Origin of the sequence: Streptomyces sp. NPDC048584, assembly GCF_043199595.1 — a bacterium.
In the GTDB taxonomy this organism is placed as follows: Bacteria; Actinomycetota; Actinomycetes; order Streptomycetales; family Streptomycetaceae; genus Streptomyces; species Streptomyces edwardsiae.
In genome coordinates this window covers 1-17,490 of sequence record NZ_JBICWF010000026.1, presented here as the reverse complement: position 1 = coordinate 17,490, position 17,490 = coordinate 1, and the positions used below count along the sequence as shown (strand labels likewise).

The window sequence follows — 17,490 nt, the reverse complement described above, 5'->3', positions numbered from 1 at the left end:
TGTGAACGGGGCGGACGACGGCCCTCGACGTGAGAAGGTGGCGGCGACCGGAGGTGGCGGTGCGGAGTCCTGAGATGTCCCGTGGTGCTCGACTGGCGGCGTACGGTGCCGTCTCCACGTCGTTGGCACTGTGCGGTGATCGCGGACTGCGCGACGCCGTGGACGCCGCCGAGCCGCTCGGTTCCGGTATCGGCGGCAGGTCGGCGCTGATGGAGGTCGAGGGGATTCCGGTCTTCGTCAAGCAGGTACGTCTGACCGATCTGGAGCGACGGCCGGAGAACATCCGCTCCACGGCGAATCTGTTCGGGCTGCCGGTCTTCTGCCAGTACGGCATCGGCGGCGTCGGCAGCCCGGGGTTCGGCGCGTGGCGGGAGCTGGCCGCGCACACGATGACGTCGGACTGGGTGGTCGCGGGAGATCACGAGGGCTTCCCCCTGATGTACCACTGGCGGGTGCTGCCCGACGCCGGCCGGCCGCTGCCCGGGGAACTGGCCGATGTGGAGCGGGCAGTCGCCTATTGGGGAGGCGGAGCGGGGGTACGCCGCCGGGTCGAGGCGCTCCGGGAGTCCTCGGCGAGTCTGACGTTGTTCCTGGAGTACCTGCCGCAGAACCTGCACGACTGGCTGAACACTCAGGTCGAGGCGGGCGGCGAGGCGGCGGAGCGGGCCTGTGCCATGGTGGAGAGCGAACTGGACGCGGGTCTCTCGTTCATGAACGCCCGCGGGCTGGCGCACTTCGACGTCCACTTCCAGAACATCCTCACCGACGGCCGCCGGCTCTTCCTCACCGACTTCGGCCTCGCCACGTCCTCCCGTTTCGAACTCGCGGAGGACGAGCGCGAGTTCCTCGACGCGCACCGCGAGTACGACCGGCGTTACGCGTTCACGCATCTGGTGAACTGGCTGGCCGTCGCCCTGTTCGGCCACGAACCGGAGGAACGCAGGGCCTTCGTGCACGCCTGGGCGCAGGGGGCGGACCCGCCGCCGGGTGTTCCGGCGGGGGTGGCGGCGGCCCTGTTGCGGCACGCGCCGGCCGGCGCGGCGATGGGAGACTTCTCCCACCGGTTCGTCCACGAGAGCCGGGCGACGAGGTGGCGGGCGGGATGACCGGGTTCATCACGTCCGTCGTACTGCTGACGCTGTGCACGTTCGCCGCGGTGCGGCCTCCGATGCCTCGGCATTCGAGCCGGTCGAACGTGTGGTTCTGGCTGGGGTATCTCATCAACGAGCAGCCGTTCCCCGGCCTGGTCGTGCTGGCCGCGAGCACGGTTCCCACCCTGTCGGCCGGGGTCGGCACGCCCGCGTGGTGGCTCGCGGCAGCGCTCACCGCCGTCCCTGCCTGCGGCATGGTCGCGCTCGCGGTCCGCGCACGCTCGGCACGAGGAGTTCTGGAAGGCGCCCTCGCGGACGGGCCCGGCATCCGGATGGTGCGCCGCCGACTGCCGCTCCTGCGCGTACTGTTGCTGCCGTTCGTTTCATGGCGGCCGGGCGTACGCCGGCTCCGCAACCGGCGGTACGGCGACGCGCGAACCCAACGCCTCGACGTCTACGTGCGCCGGAGCCGGCCGCGCGGTGCCCCCGTCCTGCTGTATCTGCACGGCGGGGGCTTCGTGACGGGCGGCAAGCTGCTCGGCGCGCGGCCGCTGCTCCACCGCCTGGCCGGGCAGGGCTGGGTCTGCGCGAGCGCCAACTACCGTCTGCGGACGTCGTACGGCGACTCGCTCGAGGACGCCAGGCAGGCGATCGCCTGGCTGCGCCACCACGCCGGCGAGCTCGGCGCCGACCCGTCCCGTGTGGTCGTGGCCGGCGGGTCGGCGGGCGCCCACCTCGCCGCGACCGTCGCGCTGACCGACGACTCGGTCTCGGGTGCGATCGGACTGTACGGCTACTACGGTCCGGCGGGCGAGGGCGCGTCGCCGCACGCCGTTCTCCACGCCGAAGCACCGCCCTTCCTCATCGTGCACGGCAGCCGGGACACGCTGGTGCTGTCCGCGGACGCCCGCCGCTTCGCGGACGAACTCGCCGCCGTCTCCGACGCACCGGTCGCCTTCGCCGAACTGCCCGGCACCCAGCACAACTTCGACTACTTCCACTCGCTGCGGCTGCACGCCGTGGGCGACGCGGTCGAGAGCTTCGCGTGCTGGGTGACCCGTACGGGTCCCGGTCAGCCCGGCGGCTGACGATCGGCGGACGGAGCAGTGCCTCGGGACACCGGCGCCGGGCCCATCCGGCTCAGCTGCTCCCTCGCCGGTCCCCGAGGTCTTCGGGCAGGGTGAGGGCCGTGTGGGCGGCGCGGCCGGCTCGGGGTGGTGAGGTGGTGAGGGCGCGCAGGGCGTTGTTGCGCCTTTCGAGGGCTTCGGCGGTGGTGGGGAACAGGGCCGCGTCGCCCTTGCCGGCCTGGGACTGGTTCAGTTCCACGAATCCGCGGGTGTCGCGCTCGTAGGCGGCGAAGGCCTCGGCGTGGTCGCGGTGGGTGGCCAGGGAGTGGGCGAGCATGTAGGCGCCGACGAGGGCGAGGCTGGACCCCTGTCCCGTGAGGAACGACGGGGCGTAGGCGGCGTCGCCGACGAACGCGACCCGGCCGCTCGACCAGCGCGGCAGGTGGATCTGGCTCACGGTGTCGAAGAACCGGTCGTCGGCGTCTCGCATGGCGGAGACCATGGCCGGGATCTCCCAGCCGTCGTCGGCGAACACGGCGGTGACGAGGTCGCGTTGCGCCTCCGGGTCGCGCAGGAACTCGTACGAGGGCTGCGAGTGGGTGAAGTCGAGGAAGGCGTGCAGTTCGTCGCCGTCCCCCACCGCGTAGAGCGCCGCGGCCCTTCCGGGAGTGTTCCAGATGAGTACCTCGTGGGAGAGACCGAAGGTGTTGGGCATGGTGAAGATGGCGAAGCAGTGGCCCAGATGGCGGTGGAACCGCTCCTCGGGGCCGTGGACGAGCTCCCGCGTGTGCGAGTGCAGCCCGTCCGCGCCCAGGACCAGGTCGAAGTCACGCCGGGCGCCGCTGCGGAAGGTGACGTCGACACCGTGCTCGTGTTCGGTGAGGGTGTCGATGGAGTCGTCGAAGACGAACTCCACCTCGTCGCGGACCGTCCCGTACAGGATGTCCGCCAGATCGCCGCGCGGCACCTCGACGTCATGTCCCCCGACGCCGCCGGCCACCGCCCGCGGGTGCACCACCGCCGCCGTACCGCCGTCCGCGTCGAGGAAGGTCATCCGGCGCAACTCGACGTGTGCCTGCTGAAGTCGCGGCAGGATTCCCATACGGCGGGCCACCTCGACGGCGGTGCCGCGCACGTCGATCGGGTACCCGCCGCCCCGCGGTCCCGTGGCCTTCTCGACGACCGTCACCGTGAATCCGTACCGGTGCAGCCAGAACGCCACGGCGGTACCCGCGATGCTGGCGCCGGACACCAGGACCGTGCCTTTCGAAGCGGTGCTCGCGTTCATACGTCAACTCCTGAGGTCGTTTCCGTCGTCGGGCGGTCATGGCGCGTGCCGCGTACGAGGAGGAGGGCCAGTACCGCGGCGACCGCGAACGCGCCGGAGGCGATCGCTATGCAACTGAACACGCCCGTGGCCGAGTTCACCGTCTCGCCGTCGACGGACACGGAGGTCGACTCGAGCACCGCCGCGCCCACGAAGTTCAGCACCACCGAACCGATCGACACCATGACCATGACGAGGCTGGACACGATGCCCTGGCGCGCGGGGGACGCGAGGTTTCCCGCCATGTTGAAGCCGGATGTGCCGAGCGCTCCCACCGTGACGCCCAGCAGGAAGCCGCAGCAGAGCGCGGCGGCGAGCTGCGAGGCGCCGAGGAACATGCCGATGGTGACGACCGTGCCGAGCACGATCGACCCGGCCAGTGTCCTGGCCGGTCCGATGCGTGCGGAAAGCCATCCGGCCGTGGGGCCTCCGAGGGTGACGCCGAGCCCCGGCGCCGCGAGGAGCAGTGCCACCGATCCCTGGTCGGCCAGTCCGTAACCGAGGTGCCGGCCGGCCGAGACGTCACCGATGAGGGGGATGAGCTGCAGCATGCTCTGGTACGAGCCGGCGGCGAGAAAGACGACAAGGAGCGTGAGGATCAGGGGACGGCCGAGGTTCCTCACGTCGATGAGGGGGTCGGGCTTCCGGCTCGAGACCAGGAACCACCTCACCAGTGCCGTGATGCCGCCGGCGAGGAGGGCCAGGGGGCCGGGGCCGAACCAGCCGAACTCCGCGCCGAGGCTGACGTGACCGAGCACCCCGGCGAGACCACCGCCGAGAAGGAGGGCACCACCGACGTCGATCCTGCCCGGTGTCCTGATCGGGGACTCGGGAAGGAGGTGATGCGCGCAGACCGCCATGACGGCCGCGACGAGCGCCGATACGAGGAAGAGGACCTGGAAACCGAACTGCGAGGCCAGTTCCTCGATGAGGAAACGGGACGCGATGTTGAGGACCGCGGAGCCGGAGGTCACGATGCCGACGACGATCATCGCGGTGCGGGGTGCGCACACACCCCGCACGATCGCGACGGAGAGGAAGACGGTGGCCAGAGCCGCACCTTGTAACATGCGCCCCGGCACGAACACCCAGAGGCTGGGCGCCACGGCGCACACCAGGGCACCCGCGCTGCTGAGGAGCAGCGCCAGTACGAGCACCTTGCGTCTGCCGTGGATGTCGGCGCTTCTGCCGAGCAGGGGTGCCCACATCACTCCCGCCAGCATCGCGGTGGCGTTGAGCCATGCCGCCTGGCCGGTGCCGAAATGGTCGAGCATCTCCGGGAGGACGAGCAACGGCGCGGTGACGGCCGAGTCGACCACGAAGTTCACCAGCGCCAGGACGGCGACCAGGCCGATCAGCCGGCCGTTCCCTCGCGTGTGGAGTCGTACGTCGGTACCGCTCTGCCGCATCGGGGTCTCCATTGTCTACGCCTTCCGGTCGCGCAGGGCCCCACGGGCGGGGAGGGTGACGGCGACGAGGCCGAGGGACACCGCGGCCGCGGCGAACGCGGCGTACAGCAGCGGCGGTACGTGGGGGGACTCGCCGGTCAGGCCGCGCATCATCGGGGTGAGCGTGATCATGGCGATGGCGGTGCCCAGGACGACGCCCGCCGCCGACACCAGCAGGCTCTCCCAGCCGAGCATGCGCAGCACCTGGCGGCGGGTGGAGCCGACGAGGCGGAGGGTGATCAGTTCGCGGCGGCGGTCCAGGACGGTCATCACCAGGGTGTTGGCCGCGGCGACGGCGGCGAAGCCGCCCAGGACGCCGGCCATCACGTAGTTGGCCCAGGCGCCGAACTCCCGGTCCACGTTCTGTGCGAGGGCGTAGCCGGAGGCGTCGGTGACCTCGCCGAGCGCGCCGAGCGGCTCGGCGTCGCCGCCGCTGACCAGGAGGGTGCCGGCGAAGGGCGATGTGACGTGGCCGTCCAGGGACGCGCGGTCCATGGTCACCGCGGGCAGGCCCAGACCGCGGCCGTAGATCGCGACGACCTCCGGGGACGCCTTCGTGCCGTCGGGAAGGAGGAGCGCCAGCCTGTCGCCGAGTCCGGTCCTCGTGGCGGTGGCGAGCGTGGTGTCGACGGCGATACGGCCGGGTCCCACGCGGTTCAGGCTGCCGTCGCGTACGTCCAGGTCCTGCACCTTCGCGAGCTGGGCGCCGGAGCCCGAGACGCCCTGGGTCGCCGTGCCCTGCAGCGACGTCTCGCCGCCGCCCCGGACGGGGACCAGCACCTGCGTGTGCAGCAGCGCCACGGCCGCGTCGACGCCGGGGAGGCGGGCGGCACGGGGGGCGGCGTCGGCGGGCAGGCCGGACGGGCTGGTGACGACGTGGTCCGCGGTGATGCCGTCGCGGAGCTGTTCCGAGGCGACGTGGCTCTCGCTGGTGTGCATGAAGACGAGCGTCGAGGCGAAGGCCATCGCCAGCACGATCGGGGTGATCGCGGAGGCCAGCCGGCGGGCGTTGGTGCGGGAGTTGGCGGCGGCCAGCGACGCGGACGCGCCGCCGCCGCGCAGCAGCAGTCCGAAGAGCGCCGCGCACAGCCGGGCCAGGACCGGCCCGAGCAGGGCGACGGCCAGCATGAACAGCATGACGACGCCCAGGGAGGCGTTCGCGGCGTCGGAACCGGCGGCGGAGGCGGCGACACCGGCGAGCGTCGAGCCGCCGGCGACCGCGGCCAGCCCGAGGACCGTACGGACGACGCCCGGCCGCAGCCGCTCCACCGAGGCCTCGGCCAGCGCCTGCCCCGGCTTGATCCTCGCCGGCCTGCGCCCGGCCGCCCACCCGGCGCCGAGCGCCGTGAGCAGCCCCACGCCGACGGCGGCCAGCAGCGGGAATCCGGAGACGTGCAGGTCGACCGCCTGCGGGACGGCCCCGCGGTCCTGCATCTGCCCGAACCACCAGTGCGCCAGTCCGATGCCCGGCAGGCAGCCGAGCAGCCCGGCGAGCGGGGCGACGAGGAGTGCCTCGGCGGCGACCGCGCGGCGGATCTGGCGGGGGGTGGCGCCGACTGCGCGCAGCAGCGCGAACTCGCGGGTGCGCTGGCCGACGGAGAGGGCGACGGTGCCGGCGGCGGTGAAGACGGCGACCAGGGTGGCGATGCCGCCGAAGGAGCCGCCGACCGCGAAGAGGGTCTCCTTGGCGTAGGCCAGGCCGTGGTCCTCGACCTCGCCGCGGTCGTCGCCGGTCAGCGCCTGTGCGCCGGAGCCGGTGAGGGCCTTGCCGACGGCGGTGGCGAGGGTGTCCGGGTCGACGCCGTCCTCGGCCATGACGGCGATGGCGTCGGCCTTGCCGGGGTGCCCGGCCAGCACGGACGCCTCGGCGTCCGCGAACCAGGCCGTGGCCCCGCCGGTGGTGTCTCCCGCGCCGGCCTCGGCCAGCCCGGACACCCGGAAGCCGGTACGGCCGTCGGCCGTCTCCAGTACGACGGTGTCGCCGACGCCGGCCTTCGCGGTACGGGCCGCGGTGGCGCCGAGGACGACCTCGCCCGCGTGCGGCGCGGCGCCCCTGGTCAGCGCGGTCCCGGTGAAGGCGTGCGAGCCCCAGCCGTGGCCGGTGAGCGCACCGGAGGCGCCCTGGCGGACCGGGAAGGTGAAGTCGGGTACGGCGGTGGCCGCGCCCGGCACCGTGGCGGCCTTCGCCGCGAGCCCCGTGTCCACGCGGGCGGTGTCCGGCAGCGGGTACGCGGTCTCCTCGGGGCCGTCGATGGTGTCGGCGACGACGCGCGCGGACTGGTCGGCCGCCGCGACGACCGGCGCGTCCGCGTACCGCTCGGCCGGCACGGAGGCGCGCAGACCGGTCTCCAGGAGGACACCGCAGGCCGCGACGATCAGCGCCGACATCATCAGCGCGACGAACGTGCCCGCGAACGAGGCGGGTTTGAAACGCACGGCCGCGCGGGCGAGGCCGTTGGGCTTGACGCTCATGCCGCCGCCCCCGCCCCGGCCATCGTCCGCGTACGGCCCGTGAGCGCCGTCATCCGCGCGGCGATCCGCTCCGCCGAACCACGCTCGAGCCGGTCGGCGAAGACGCCGTCGGCGAGGAACAGCACACGGTCGGCCCAGGCGGCCGCGGCCGGGTCGTGGGTGACCATGACGACGGTGGCACCGAGGGTGTCCACCGCGTTCCGCAGCAGTCCGAGGACCTCGGCGGCGGTGCCGGTGTCGAGGGCGCCGGTGGGCTCGTCGGCGAAGATCACGTCGGGGCCGGTGACCAGGGCGCGGGCGACGGCCACGCGCTGCTGCTGGCCGCCGGACAGTTCGCCGGGCCGGCGCCGCGCCTTGTCGGCGAGCCCGACCTGGGCGAGCACCTCGGCGGCCCGGCCCCGGTCCTGACGCTGCCCGGCCAGCCGCATGGGGAGCAGGACGTTCTGCTCCACGGTCAGCGACGGCAGCAGATTGAACGCCTGGAAGACGAAGCCGAGGCGGCTGCGGCGGAGTTCGGTGAGTTCGTTCTCGTTCATGCCGGTGATCTCCGTACCGCCGAGGCGTACGGATCCCGCGGTGGGCCGGTCGAGTCCGGCCGCGCACTGCAGGAAGGTGGACTTGCCGGACCCGGAGGGGCCCATGACCGCGGTGAACGTGCCGTGGGGGAGGCCGAGTTCGACGCCCGCGAGGGCGTGTACGGCGCTCGCGCCACGGCCGTACTGCCGCCGGACACCGCGCAGTTCGACGGCGAGACCGGGGGTGGCGGCCGGTGCGGCCTCCGTCCGGTCGTCCGCCTTCTGTCGCCTGCCGCTGCGTAGCCTCATGTTCCGTCCTCTCGCACTGTTCTCCTGCTGACGGGGGAGAGAGTGCGGGGGCGGCCGGCCGCCGGGCGTCATACCCGGGAGCCAATGTGGGGGTGATACCCCGGTAGGGGGTGGAGGAGGCCGGGAGTCCTACTCGCCCGGGACCACCAGCCCCGATTCGTAGGCGAAGACGACCGCCTGGGCGCGGTCGCGCAGGTCGAGTTTGGTGAGGACGCGGCTCACATGGGTCTTCACCGTCTGTTCGGCGAGCACCAGCAGCGCCGCGATCTCCGTGTTGGACCGGCCGCGGGCGACCAGGGTGAGGACCTCGGTCTCGCGTTCCGTGAGGGCCTTGAGACGCAGTGCGGGCTTGCGCCGGGCGGCGGGGCGCTGCTGGGCGAAGTCCGCGATCAGGCGGCGGGTGACGGAGGGGGCGAGCAGCGCGTCGCCCGAGGCCACGACGCGTACCGCCGCGATGAGGTCGGCCGGTGGCGCGTCCTTGAGCAGGAAGCCGCTGGCGCCCGCCCGCAGTGCCTCGTAGACGTAGTCGTCGACGTCGAAGGTGGTGAGCATCAGGACCCTCGGCCGGTGGGTCACGCCCTTCGGAGGGTCGAGGAGGCGGCGCGCGGCCTCGAGTCCGTCCATCTCGGGCATCCGTACGTCCATCAGCACGACGTCGGGACGGGTGCGCCGGCTCAGTTCGACGCCCTGGGCACCGTCGGGGGCCTCGCCCACCACGTCGATGTCGCTCTGGGCGGCCAGGAGGGCGGCGAAGCCGGCCCGCACCATGGCCTGGTCGTCGACGATGATGACGCGGGTCGTCACGTGAGGTCCTTTTCGGTGAGAGGGAGTTGCGCGGCGACCCGGAAGCCGCCGTCGGGCAGCGGGCCCGTGTCGAGGGTGCCGCCGACGAGCCGGACCCGTTCGCGCATGCCGACGAGGCCGTGCCCGGTGCCGCCGGTTTCGAGCGGGGCGGCGGGCGGCCGGGGCGGCGGCCCGTTGACGACGAGGACGGTGATCCGCGCGCCGGTCTCCGACACGGAGACCCGGGTCGGGGCGCCGGGCGCGTGACGGACGACGTTGGCCAGTGCCTCCTGGACGATGCGGTAGGCGGAGAGGCCGACCGTCTCGGGCACGTCGGTGTCGCAGGGGGTGAACTCCACGGGTGTGCCGGCCCTCGCCGTCGCCTCCACCAGCTGGCCGATCCGGGTCAGGCCGGGCTGGGGCACGAGTTCGCCGTGCGTCTCCTCGTTCCGCAGGACGCCGAGGAGGCGTCGCATCTCGCCGAGCGACTCGCGCGCGGTCGCCGCGATGGAGGTGAACTCCTCTCGCACGTCCGGCGGCAGACCGTCGAGGCGGTAGGACGCGGTGTCCGCCTGCACGGTGATGACGGACATGTGGTGTGCCACCACGTCGTGCAGTTCGCGTGCGATGCGGGCGCGTTCCTCCAGCAGGGTCCGCCGCTCGCGTTCGGCCTCGCTGATGGTCTCCTGCTCGGCGAGCCGACGCTGCACCTCGTACCGTTCGCGGAGTGCGGCGGCGAGCAGGAGGGCGACGCCACCGAGGATGGTCAGCAGCAGGTTCCTGGCGCTGGTGCCGTGGGGCGCGACGAATCCCAGGCCGATGTTCGCGGCCGCCGTGGTCAGCCACACCAGTACCAGGGTGCGGCGCCGCTCGCGCAGGCCGAGGGCCAGGCAGAGGCCGATGTAGCCGACGATCTGCATGGGCGGGAACGGCCACAGCAGCCGCTCCTCGAAGTCCACGGTGAGCAGGGCGAGCGCACCGGACACATCCGCGGCGAGGACGACGCACCAGGCCCGCAGGGGGCGTACGACGGCGAGGAGCAGCGGCGCGGCCTGGGCGACGGCCAGGGCGCTCGCGACACTGCCGTTCAGACCGTAGTCGGCGGTGAGGACGACGATGGTGGTGGGCAGCAGGGCGACGCACAGCACGAACGCCACGCCCCACGGCAGCAGCCGTACCCAGCGGCGCGAAGCCCCCGCGAGCAGGGCGCGCGGACGTTCTTCCTCCACCGGGGCCATGGTCACCACCCTATGTGCGGCGGCCGGACGTCATGACCCGCGTGGGCTCACTGCCGGTCGCGGACGATCACTGATCGGCCATGGTCTCTCCTCGACGCCGCGGAGGGGGACTGCCGCGGGCTCCGGTGGCCCGCGACCGCATCACCGCACTTCACCTCCGGCCTCGGCCCGACGGCCCCGGCCGCTCAGCCCCGCGGCGACCGGGCGGGTGGACGGTGCCGGTGGCCACGGCTGTTCAGGGAGGGCGGACCGTATCTCGCGCAGGAGGGTGGGGTGGTCCTCACCGTAGGCGGCGACGGCCGCGAACACCGCGTCGAGGGCCGCCCGCAGCGGGTCGGGGTCGGCGGCGCCGAGGAGTGCGGGGAGGGCCATGTGCGGCTGGGACATCCGCAGGGAGGGATCGGGTTCGCCGATGGTGACCCTCACCTCGTACGACGTCGCCTCACGGGATTCCGGCACCGGCGGGCCGGGCGCCGCCCGCCACTTCAGCACGCCGGCCGCGGGGCCCACGATCGGTGCGGGTGGCCGGCGGCGGGGCGCGGGAACCTCGTCACCGGCGCGGGGCGCGGGTGCCGGGGCCCTGCCGCGGTCGCGGGGCCGGGGCGCGGGTGCCGGGACCTCCTCGCGGGCGCGGGGCCGGGGCTCGGGTGCCGGGACCTCCTCGCGGGCGCGGGGCCGGGGCTCGGGTGCCGGGACCTCCTCGCGGGCGCGGGGCCGGGGCGCGGGTGCCGGGACACCGGCACGGGTGGCGAGCCGGAGTACGGGCGTCGTGCCTTCGGCCCGAGTGAGCGGCTGTAACGGGGGCAGCCGGGGCGGGACCGCTCGGGCGACGGTCCGGTCGGGGACGTCGGGGTCGGATGCCAGGGCCCGCCACATCTCCTCGGTGTCGTCGAAGGGCGGTGGCAGGGGGCGTCCCCCGGTCAGGGCGGTGAGGCCTTCGGCGATCCAGCCGACCTCCGTGAGGCCGGCCGTCGAGCAGGCGAGGCGTGCGGCCAGCAGGGCGGTCGCACGCTGGGCCTCGGGGCCGGCGGCGTCGATGGCGTGGACCAGGCCGGGGTCGAAGGCGACCAGTCCGCGCACATTGCCCCCGACGTCGCGCAGGGCCTGGCTGGGCGGTTGGCCGCCCCACTGCCGCTTCTCGTGGGCGAGCCGCCGCTCCGCCGCCGCTCGTTCCTCCGCGAGGCGGGCCTGCCGTTCGGCCTCGGCGCGCTCGGCGGGGGTGGGAGGGGGTGGCTGCCGGCGGGCGTGGCCGTGCCAGTAGGCCGCGATCTCCGAGGTCTGTCCGAGGATGCGGTCCGGGGCGGGCGGGGCGGGCCAGAACTGCAGGAGGTACTCGTCCAGCGGGGGCTCCTCGCTCAGCCGCGTGTCCTCACGATGTCCCGCGTCCATGCCCTTCGCGCAGTAGCGCACCCGGTAGTCGGTCTCCTCCAGATCCAGCGGCCACGCGGCCTCGCCCGCCCATTGCACGAGAGAGCTGTCGTCCGAGAGGGGGCGGAAGGACACCTCCACGGCCTCCTCCCAGGAGGGGTCCAGCGGCGGGGCCTGGTCGTGCACCTCGACGGTGAAGCCGACGTTGCCCGTGTGCAGTCCGGTGCTCAGCCACAGCGCCCCGGGGACCGCCGCCCCGCACAGCCCGGCGCCCTGCCCGGCGAACGCCTCCGCGAGGCCGGGGCCGAAACCGTCCGGGTCGCTCTCGACGTGGATCTGACCGTAGTGAACGTGCACCTCTCCCGCGACCGGCCTGCGCACGGTGAACCCCCTCGGTTGTCAGAACCGCACCTGCCTCCGGCAGCGTACGGCGCGGCACTGACAACCCGTCATGGACGCGTCCGGCGGTCTACTTGCCGTGCGGGTCGGAGCCGTTGAGCGTTGCGACGACCTGGTCGTAGTCCCCGCGTGCCTCGCCGTAGCGCAGGAACTTCACCCGCTCGACCTGGATCTCCTCGGCGTCGGGCCTGGTTTCGAGGAGGCCGACGGCCTCCTCGATGAACTCGTCGAGGGGCATGGCGAGTTCGTTGGTCTCCTGGCCGGGCAGCAGCGCGGTGCGTACGGACGGCGGTTCGAGTTCCACGACCTTCACGGAGGTGCCGGCGAGCTGCAGCCGGACGGATTCGCTGAGCATGTGGATCGCCGCCTTCGACGCGTTGTAGCTCGGCGTCGCCCTGAGCGGCGCGAACGCCAGGCCGGAGGAGACGGTCATGAGGGTGGCGTCCGGCCGGCCCCGCAGATGTTCGACGAACGCGGCGATGAGGCGGATCGGGCCGAGGACGTTCGTCGTCACCGTGGCCTCGGCGGTGGCGAGGAACGACGCGGGGTCGCGCCAGTCCTCGACGTGCATCACACCGGCCATGGTGACGAGGACGTTGAGGTCGGGGTGATCGGCCAGGACCTGCTGCGCGGCGGCGGTGACGCTCGCGGCGTCGGTGGTGTCGATGCGTACGGTGTCGATGCCGGGGTGTTCGGCGGCGATCCGTTCCAGCCGCTCGGTGCGCCGGCCGCCGACGATGACGGTGTTGCCCCTGGCCCTCAGTTCCAGGGCGAGGGCGAGGCCGATGCCGCTGGTGGAGCCGGGGATGAAGACGGTGTTTCCGGAGATGTTCATGCACCGATCGTCGCCACTCCCCCGCGGCGGGGGCAGAGACCGGTTGTCGGGGGATCGGCGATCCCTGGCTGCGCCACCCGCGCCGGTCGATAATCGACCGTATGGACCGTGCAGCTCTGGCCGACTTCCTGCGCCGCCGCCGCGAGGCGCTGCGGCCGGAGGACCTCGGTCTTCCCACCGGCGCTCGCCGCCGGACCCAGGGTCTGCGGCGCGAGGAGGTCGCCTCGCTCGCCGTGATGTCGACCGACTACTACACGCGGCTGGAGCAGCGGCGCGGGCCGCAGCCCAGTGAGCAGATGCTGGCCTCGCTCGCCCGGGCGCTGCGGCTGACCGGTGACGAGCGCGACTATCTGTACCGGGTGGCGGGGCACAACGCGCCGGCGTCGCTGTCGGCGTCCCCGCATGTCGCACCGGCGCTGCTGCGGGTGCTGGACCGGCTCGACGACACGCCGGCGCTGATCCTGACCGACCTGGGCGAGACGCTGGTGCAGAACCGGATGGCCGCCGCCCTGTTCGGGGACGCGTCGCGGCATACCGGCCCGGCGCGCAGCGCGATCTACCGCTGGTTCACCGATCCGGCGGACCGGCTGATCTATCCGGAGGCCGACCGGGACCGGCAGAGCCGCGCCCAGGTCGCGAACCTGCGTGCCGCCCATGGGCTGCGGGGTCCGCGCTCGCGGGCCGGTGAGCTCGTACGGACACTGCAGCGGGCGAGTGAGGAGTTCGCCGAGTTGTGGGCGCGGCACGAGGTGGCGCAGCGCTTCGAGGACCACAAGACGCTCGTCCATCCGGAACTCGGCCCGATCGAACTGGACTGCCAGGCACTGTTCACGGAGGACCAGTCCCAGACCCTGCTGGTGCTCACGGCTCCGCCGCGCACCGAGGGTCACGAGAAGCTGCAACTGCTCGCCGTGCTGGGGCTGGACCGCTTCACCGGGGCGGAACGCTAACGACGGCTCAGGGAGCGGTCCGCCGCGCACACCAGCAGGAAGGCGGCGGCCACGCCGAGCAGCAGCACCCCGAGTACGCCGCCGACGTGCCGAAGCCGAGATCGAGACGAGCCTGCGGCGGCCGTCGTCGGGGTCGTCACTGCGGTCGACCGGTCGGGCCTTCTCCAGGGCGATGACGGTCTTCCCCACTGACTGGGGGCGTACGCCCTCGGCGGCGGCGAGGGCGCTGGCGCAGACGGGGCCGCGAAGGCGAGGCGGTGCAGCACCGGGCCGCGTCGGGGTGAGTTCCGTGGCCTCCGCCGTCTCCAGCGCCATCAGCCGGTGTCTCAGCCGCGCCTGGACGACCCCGATGTCACCGGCCGCCCGGACGGCGGTCTCCGTCAGGGGCCCCGCACACTCTCGTCATCGATAGGCACCCTCGACTGCACGCCCTGGGCTGTCTCATTCCCCCGCAGCCGGTCCGGCAGCCCGGCGGCGAGGTGTTCGATCAGCTCGGTCACCCGGCGCGGGACGTGTCCGTCGTCCTCGTACAGGGCGTACACATCGGCCGCGGGTGTGGGGACATGGGGCAGCACCCGGACCAGCTCGCCGCTCTCGACGTGGGGCCGGACATGCCACTCGGAGCGCATGATCACCCCTCTGCCCTGCCGTGCCCAGTCGGTCACGATGCCTCCGTCGTTGCTCGACAGGGAGCCACGCACCCGCACCTGGCGGACGTCACCGGCCTCCCCGAACCGCCAGAGCGCGTAGTCCCCCTCGTTCTCGCGCAGCACGATGCAGTCGTGGTGCGCGAGGTCCTCGACCCGCTCGGGTGTGCCGCGCCGCTCGAGGTACGACGGCGCCGCGCACGGCACGCGGCGGTTCTCCGCCAGCCGGCGCATCCGCAGGGAGGAGTCGGACGGGCTGCCGACGTGCACGGCCACGTCGAACTCCCGCCGGTGCGGCCGCAGGGGCAGCGCCGAGGTGTGCAACTGCACCTGGAGGTGCGGATGCCGCGCCGCGAACTGTGCGACGAGCGGGGCGACATGGTCGCGGCCCAGACCGAGGGTCGCCTGGACGACGAGCGAGCCCCGCAGCTCCCCGGAGCCCTCGGTGACGATGTCCTCGAGCTCCCGCAACCGGGCGAGGATCGAGTCGAGCCCGCGCGCGTACAGCGTGCCCTCCGAGGTGAGCACCAGCCTGCGGGTGCCCCGCTGGACGAGACGCACGTCGAGGCGCCGCTCGAGCGCGCTCAGCCGCTTGCTGACCACCGGCAGCGAGCTGCCGAGCCGGCGCGCCGCCGCCGTGAGCGTCTCGCTGGCCGCCACGGCCTGGAAGAACCGCAGGTCGTCGATCGACGTGTTCATGCCGTGCCCGCCTCTCACAGGGCTTTCCGCCAGGGAAAACCCATGTTGCCCGGTGACTCGTTGTGGCGGCTCACCCAGCGGTCGACAGTGGGAGTCCGCACAGGCCACCGGGTGTGCCGGTGTGCTCGGCGAGCAGAGCGAGGAGCAGCAGTCGTGCCACAGCGTTACCGTATCGCCGCCGTGCCCGGAGACGGCATCGGCAAGGAGGTCGTACCCGAAGGACTGCGGTGTCTGCGCGCCGCGGCCGACGCGTACGGCTTCGCCCTCGACGTGGAGGAGTTCGGCTTCGCCAGCGCCGAGTACTGGCTGCGGCACGGCGAGATGATGCCGAAGGACTGGCGTGAGGTGCTGGGCGGCTTCGACGCGATCTTCTTCGGTGCCGTGGGGTGGCCGGAGGCCGTGCCGGACCATGTGTCGCTGTGGGGCAGTCTGCTGCAGCTGCGGCGCGGGTTCGACCAGTACGTCAATCTGCGGCCGGTCCGGCTGCTGCGCGGGGTGCGGGGTCCGCTGCGTGACCACGGGCCCGGGGACATCGACTTCTACGTGGTCCGGGAGAACACCGAGGGCGAGTACTCCAGCATCGGCGGGCGCATCTTCGAGGGCACCGAGCGGGAGACGGTGCTGCAGGAGACCGTGATGACCCGCACGGGCGTCGACCGGGTGCTGCGTTACGCCTTCGAGCTCGCCGGCTCCCGCCCGGAGCGGCATCTGACCTGGGCCACCAAGAGCAACGGTATCTCGATCTCCATGCCCTACTGGGACGAGCGCGCGGCCGAGATGGCGCTGCGGTATCCCCAAGTGACCGCGGACAAGGACCACATCGACATCCTGGCGGCCAAGTTCGTCCTCCAGCCCGAGCGTTACGACGTCGTGGTGGCCAGCAACCTGTTCGGCGACATCCTCTCCGACCTGGGCCCGGCCTGCACCGGCACCATCGGTATCGCGCCCAGCGCCAACATCAACCCCGAACGCGAGCACCCGAGCCTGTTCGAGCCGGTGCACGGGTCCGCGCCGGACATCGCGGGACTCGGCATCGCCAACCCGGTCGGGCAGATCTGGAGCGGGGCGATGATGCTGGAGCACCTCGGCGAGACGGCGGCCGCGGCAGGGGTCCTCGCCGCCGTGGAGTCGGTCCTGGAGCGGCGGCCGGACGTGCTCACGCCCGACCTCGGCGGCACGGCGACGACGACGGCGCTGGGCGCGGCGATCGCCGAACACATCACGTCCGGGCAGCACCGGAAGGAGGGATGAGCGTGCCGCGGGTCCTGATCACCACCGACTATCTGCGCCCCGGCGACGAGGTGGACGCCTACCTCGTCGCGGCGGGCCTGACGACCCACCACGCGCCGATGGCCGGGCGGCACGGTCCGGAGGAACTCGTGGCAGCGCTCGCCGGAGCGCAGGCGGCGCTCATCGGACACGATCCGATGACCGCCGATGTCCTCGGGCGGGCACCGGAGTTGCGCGTCGTGGTGCGCACCGGCGTCGGCTACGACTCCGTCGACGTCGGGGCGGCGGCCCGGCTCGGGATCAGTGTGAGCAACCTGCCCGGCATCAACGCGGGCGCGGTGGCCGAGTACACGATGGGGCTGCTGCTCGCCGCGGCGCGCCGGCTCGTCGAGAGCGCCGTGGGCGTGGCCGCGGGCGGCTGGCCCCGCGGTGACGGTCGGGAGCTGCGGGGAGCGACCCTCGGACTGGTCGGCTATGGCGCGGCCGCCCGTGCCGTGGTTCCGCTCGCCCGGGCGTTCGGGATGGACGTCGTGTGCACGACGGGTGTTCCCGCGGGCCTGCGCGATGACGGCCCGGTGCGCTTCGTGCCCTTCACCGAGCTGCTGGCCGTGTCCGACTACGTCTCGGTCCATACGGCGCTCACCGACCGGAGCCGGGGCATGTTCGACGCCTCCGCCTTCGCGCGGATGAAGCCGACGGCCGTGCTGGTCAACACCGCCCGGGGAGCCGTCGTCGACGAGCGGGCGCTCGCGGACGCCGTACGGAACGGCACCATCGCGGGGGCGGCGCTCGATGTGGTGGTGTCGGAACCGCTCCCGGCGGACAGTCCGCTGCGGGGCGTCGAGGGGATCACCGTCTACTCCCATCTCGCGGGCCAGACCGCGCAGGCCCGCAGGGCGGCCGGTCTGGCCGGTGCCGCCGAACTCGTGGCCGCGCTCCGGGGCCGGGCCCGTTTCGCCGTCACCTGACGGACAGTCCCGCACACCAACAGCCGGGGGGGCGCCCCCCCGGGGGGGGGGCCCCCCCCCCCCGGGCGGGGGCCCGGGGGGGGGGGGGGGGCCGCCCCGGGGGGGGGGGGCCGGGCCCGGGGGGGGGGGCGGCCCGGGAACCCC

At 73.3% G+C, this 17,490-nt stretch carries 15 protein-coding genes; 5 read left to right on the top strand and 10 right to left on the bottom strand.

Annotation, left to right across the window (positions count from 1 at the left end; genetic code table 11):
• The first annotated feature begins 74 nt into the window (after positions 1 to 74).
• The gene (locus ACGFR9_RS34895; protein ID WP_393216882.1) at positions 75 to 1,106 is read left to right on the top strand and encodes a protein kinase family protein; all 1,032 of its coding nucleotides are present in this window, start codon (positions 75 to 77) and stop codon (positions 1,104 to 1,106) included.
• Positions 1,103 to 2,179 carry an alpha/beta hydrolase gene (locus ACGFR9_RS34890; protein ID WP_393216880.1) on the top strand — a complete coding sequence of 359 codons (1,077 nt, stop codon included), beginning with the start codon at positions 1,103 to 1,105 and terminating at the stop codon, positions 2,177 to 2,179. Before ACGFR9_RS34895 ends, ACGFR9_RS34890 begins: the two co-directional genes overlap by 4 nt.
• 52 nt (positions 2,180 to 2,231) lie before the next feature.
• Here ACGFR9_RS34890 and ACGFR9_RS34885 read toward each other — a convergent pair whose 3' ends face one another.
• The 8 genes from ACGFR9_RS34885 to ACGFR9_RS34850 all read right to left on the bottom strand — a co-directional run bounded on the left by ACGFR9_RS34885 (position 2,232) and on the right by ACGFR9_RS34850 (position 12,852).
• Positions 2,232 to 3,446 carry an FAD-dependent monooxygenase gene (locus tag ACGFR9_RS34885; protein WP_393216878.1) on the bottom strand — a complete coding sequence of 405 codons (1,215 nt, stop codon included), beginning with the start codon at positions 3,444 to 3,446 and terminating at the stop codon, positions 2,232 to 2,234.
• On the bottom strand, positions 3,443 to 4,894 hold the full coding sequence (locus ACGFR9_RS34880) for an MFS transporter (protein WP_393216876.1): 1,452 nt from the start codon (positions 4,892 to 4,894) through the stop codon (positions 3,443 to 3,445). Before ACGFR9_RS34880 ends, ACGFR9_RS34885 begins: the two co-directional genes overlap by 4 nt.
• A 15-nt stretch (positions 4,895 to 4,909) precedes the next feature.
• Positions 4,910 to 7,405, bottom strand: coding sequence for an ABC transporter permease (locus ACGFR9_RS34875; protein ID WP_393216874.1), 2,496 nt, complete (start codon positions 7,403 to 7,405; stop codon positions 4,910 to 4,912).
• Positions 7,402 to 8,229 carry an ABC transporter ATP-binding protein gene (locus tag ACGFR9_RS34870; RefSeq protein WP_393216872.1) on the bottom strand — a complete coding sequence of 276 codons (828 nt, stop codon included), beginning with the start codon at positions 8,227 to 8,229 and terminating at the stop codon, positions 7,402 to 7,404. The genes ACGFR9_RS34875 and ACGFR9_RS34870 overlap by 4 nt, the downstream gene beginning before the upstream one ends.
• 129 nt (positions 8,230 to 8,358) lie before the next feature.
• The gene (locus tag ACGFR9_RS34865) at positions 8,359 to 9,033 is read right to left on the bottom strand and encodes a response regulator transcription factor (protein ID WP_311647157.1); all 675 of its coding nucleotides are present in this window, start codon (positions 9,031 to 9,033) and stop codon (positions 8,359 to 8,361) included.
• Positions 9,030 to 10,250: a sensor histidine kinase gene (locus tag ACGFR9_RS34860; protein WP_393216870.1), complete on the bottom strand. Its 1,221-nt coding sequence runs from the start codon at positions 10,248 to 10,250 to the stop codon at positions 9,030 to 9,032. The genes ACGFR9_RS34865 and ACGFR9_RS34860 overlap by 4 nt, the downstream gene beginning before the upstream one ends.
• 141 nt (positions 10,251 to 10,391) lie before the next feature.
• Positions 10,392 to 11,999, bottom strand: a complete 1,608-nt coding sequence (locus ACGFR9_RS34855; protein ID WP_393216868.1) for a hypothetical protein — start codon at positions 11,997 to 11,999, stop codon at positions 10,392 to 10,394.
• Between the two features lie 88 nt (positions 12,000 to 12,087).
• The gene (locus ACGFR9_RS34850; protein WP_393216866.1) at positions 12,088 to 12,852 is read right to left on the bottom strand and encodes an SDR family oxidoreductase; all 765 of its coding nucleotides are present in this window, start codon (positions 12,850 to 12,852) and stop codon (positions 12,088 to 12,090) included.
• 101 nt (positions 12,853 to 12,953) lie between these two features.
• Between ACGFR9_RS34850 and ACGFR9_RS34845 the strand changes: the two genes are divergently transcribed.
• Complete coding sequence (locus ACGFR9_RS34845; RefSeq protein ID WP_393216864.1) at positions 12,954 to 13,802, top strand: helix-turn-helix transcriptional regulator; 849 nt, start codon at positions 12,954 to 12,956, stop codon at positions 13,800 to 13,802.
• Here the strand turns inward: ACGFR9_RS34845 and ACGFR9_RS34840 are convergent.
• Together ACGFR9_RS34840 and ACGFR9_RS34835 are read right to left on the bottom strand one after the other, a co-directional pair.
• The gene (locus tag ACGFR9_RS34840) at positions 13,799 to 13,942 is read right to left on the bottom strand and encodes a hypothetical protein (protein WP_393216862.1); all 144 of its coding nucleotides are present in this window, start codon (positions 13,940 to 13,942) and stop codon (positions 13,799 to 13,801) included. The genes ACGFR9_RS34845 and ACGFR9_RS34840 overlap by 4 nt on opposite strands.
• A 240-nt stretch (positions 13,943 to 14,182) precedes the next feature.
• A complete protein-coding gene (locus tag ACGFR9_RS34835) occupies positions 14,183 to 15,148 on the bottom strand; it encodes a LysR family transcriptional regulator (protein WP_393216860.1) in 966 nt (321 codons plus the stop codon).
• Between the two features lie 153 nt (positions 15,149 to 15,301).
• Between ACGFR9_RS34835 and ACGFR9_RS34830 the strand changes: the two genes are divergently transcribed.
• Positions 15,302 to 16,399 carry a tartrate dehydrogenase gene (locus ACGFR9_RS34830; protein ID WP_393216858.1) on the top strand — a complete coding sequence of 366 codons (1,098 nt, stop codon included), beginning with the start codon at positions 15,302 to 15,304 and terminating at the stop codon, positions 16,397 to 16,399.
• Entirely contained in the window at positions 16,396 to 17,346 is a 951-nt protein-coding gene (locus ACGFR9_RS34825; RefSeq protein WP_393216856.1) for an NAD(P)-dependent oxidoreductase, read from the top strand. The genes ACGFR9_RS34830 and ACGFR9_RS34825 overlap by 4 nt, the downstream gene beginning before the upstream one ends.
• Positions 17,347 to 17,490: the final 144 nt, after the last annotated feature.

Bases quoted from the DNA above. Each gene is read 5' to 3' on its own strand.
- ACGFR9_RS34895 (WP_393216882.1), top strand. From the start codon at position 75: ATGTCCCGTGGTGCTCGACTGGCGGCGTACGGTGCCGTCTCCACGTCG.
- ACGFR9_RS34890 (WP_393216880.1), top strand. From the start codon at position 1,103: ATGACCGGGTTCATCACGTCCGTCGTACTGCTGACGCTGTGCACGTTC.
- ACGFR9_RS34885 (WP_393216878.1), bottom strand. From the start codon at position 3,446: ATGAACGCGAGCACCGCTTCGAAAGGCACGGTCCTGGTGTCCGGCGCC.
- ACGFR9_RS34880 (WP_393216876.1), bottom strand. From the start codon at position 4,894: ATGCGGCAGAGCGGTACCGACGTACGACTCCACACGCGAGGGAACGGC.
- ACGFR9_RS34875 (WP_393216874.1), bottom strand. From the start codon at position 7,405: ATGAGCGTCAAGCCCAACGGCCTCGCCCGCGCGGCCGTGCGTTTCAAA.
- ACGFR9_RS34870 (WP_393216872.1), bottom strand. From the start codon at position 8,229: ATGAGGCTACGCAGCGGCAGGCGACAGAAGGCGGACGACCGGACGGAG.
- ACGFR9_RS34860 (WP_393216870.1), bottom strand. From the start codon at position 10,250: ATGGCCCCGGTGGAGGAAGAACGTCCGCGCGCCCTGCTCGCGGGGGCT.
- ACGFR9_RS34850 (WP_393216866.1), bottom strand. From the start codon at position 12,852: ATGAACATCTCCGGAAACACCGTCTTCATCCCCGGCTCCACCAGCGGC.
- ACGFR9_RS34845 (WP_393216864.1), top strand. From the start codon at position 12,954: ATGGACCGTGCAGCTCTGGCCGACTTCCTGCGCCGCCGCCGCGAGGCG.
- ACGFR9_RS34835 (WP_393216860.1), bottom strand. From the start codon at position 15,148: ATGAACACGTCGATCGACGACCTGCGGTTCTTCCAGGCCGTGGCGGCC.
- ACGFR9_RS34825 (WP_393216856.1), top strand. From the start codon at position 16,396: ATGAGCGTGCCGCGGGTCCTGATCACCACCGACTATCTGCGCCCCGGC.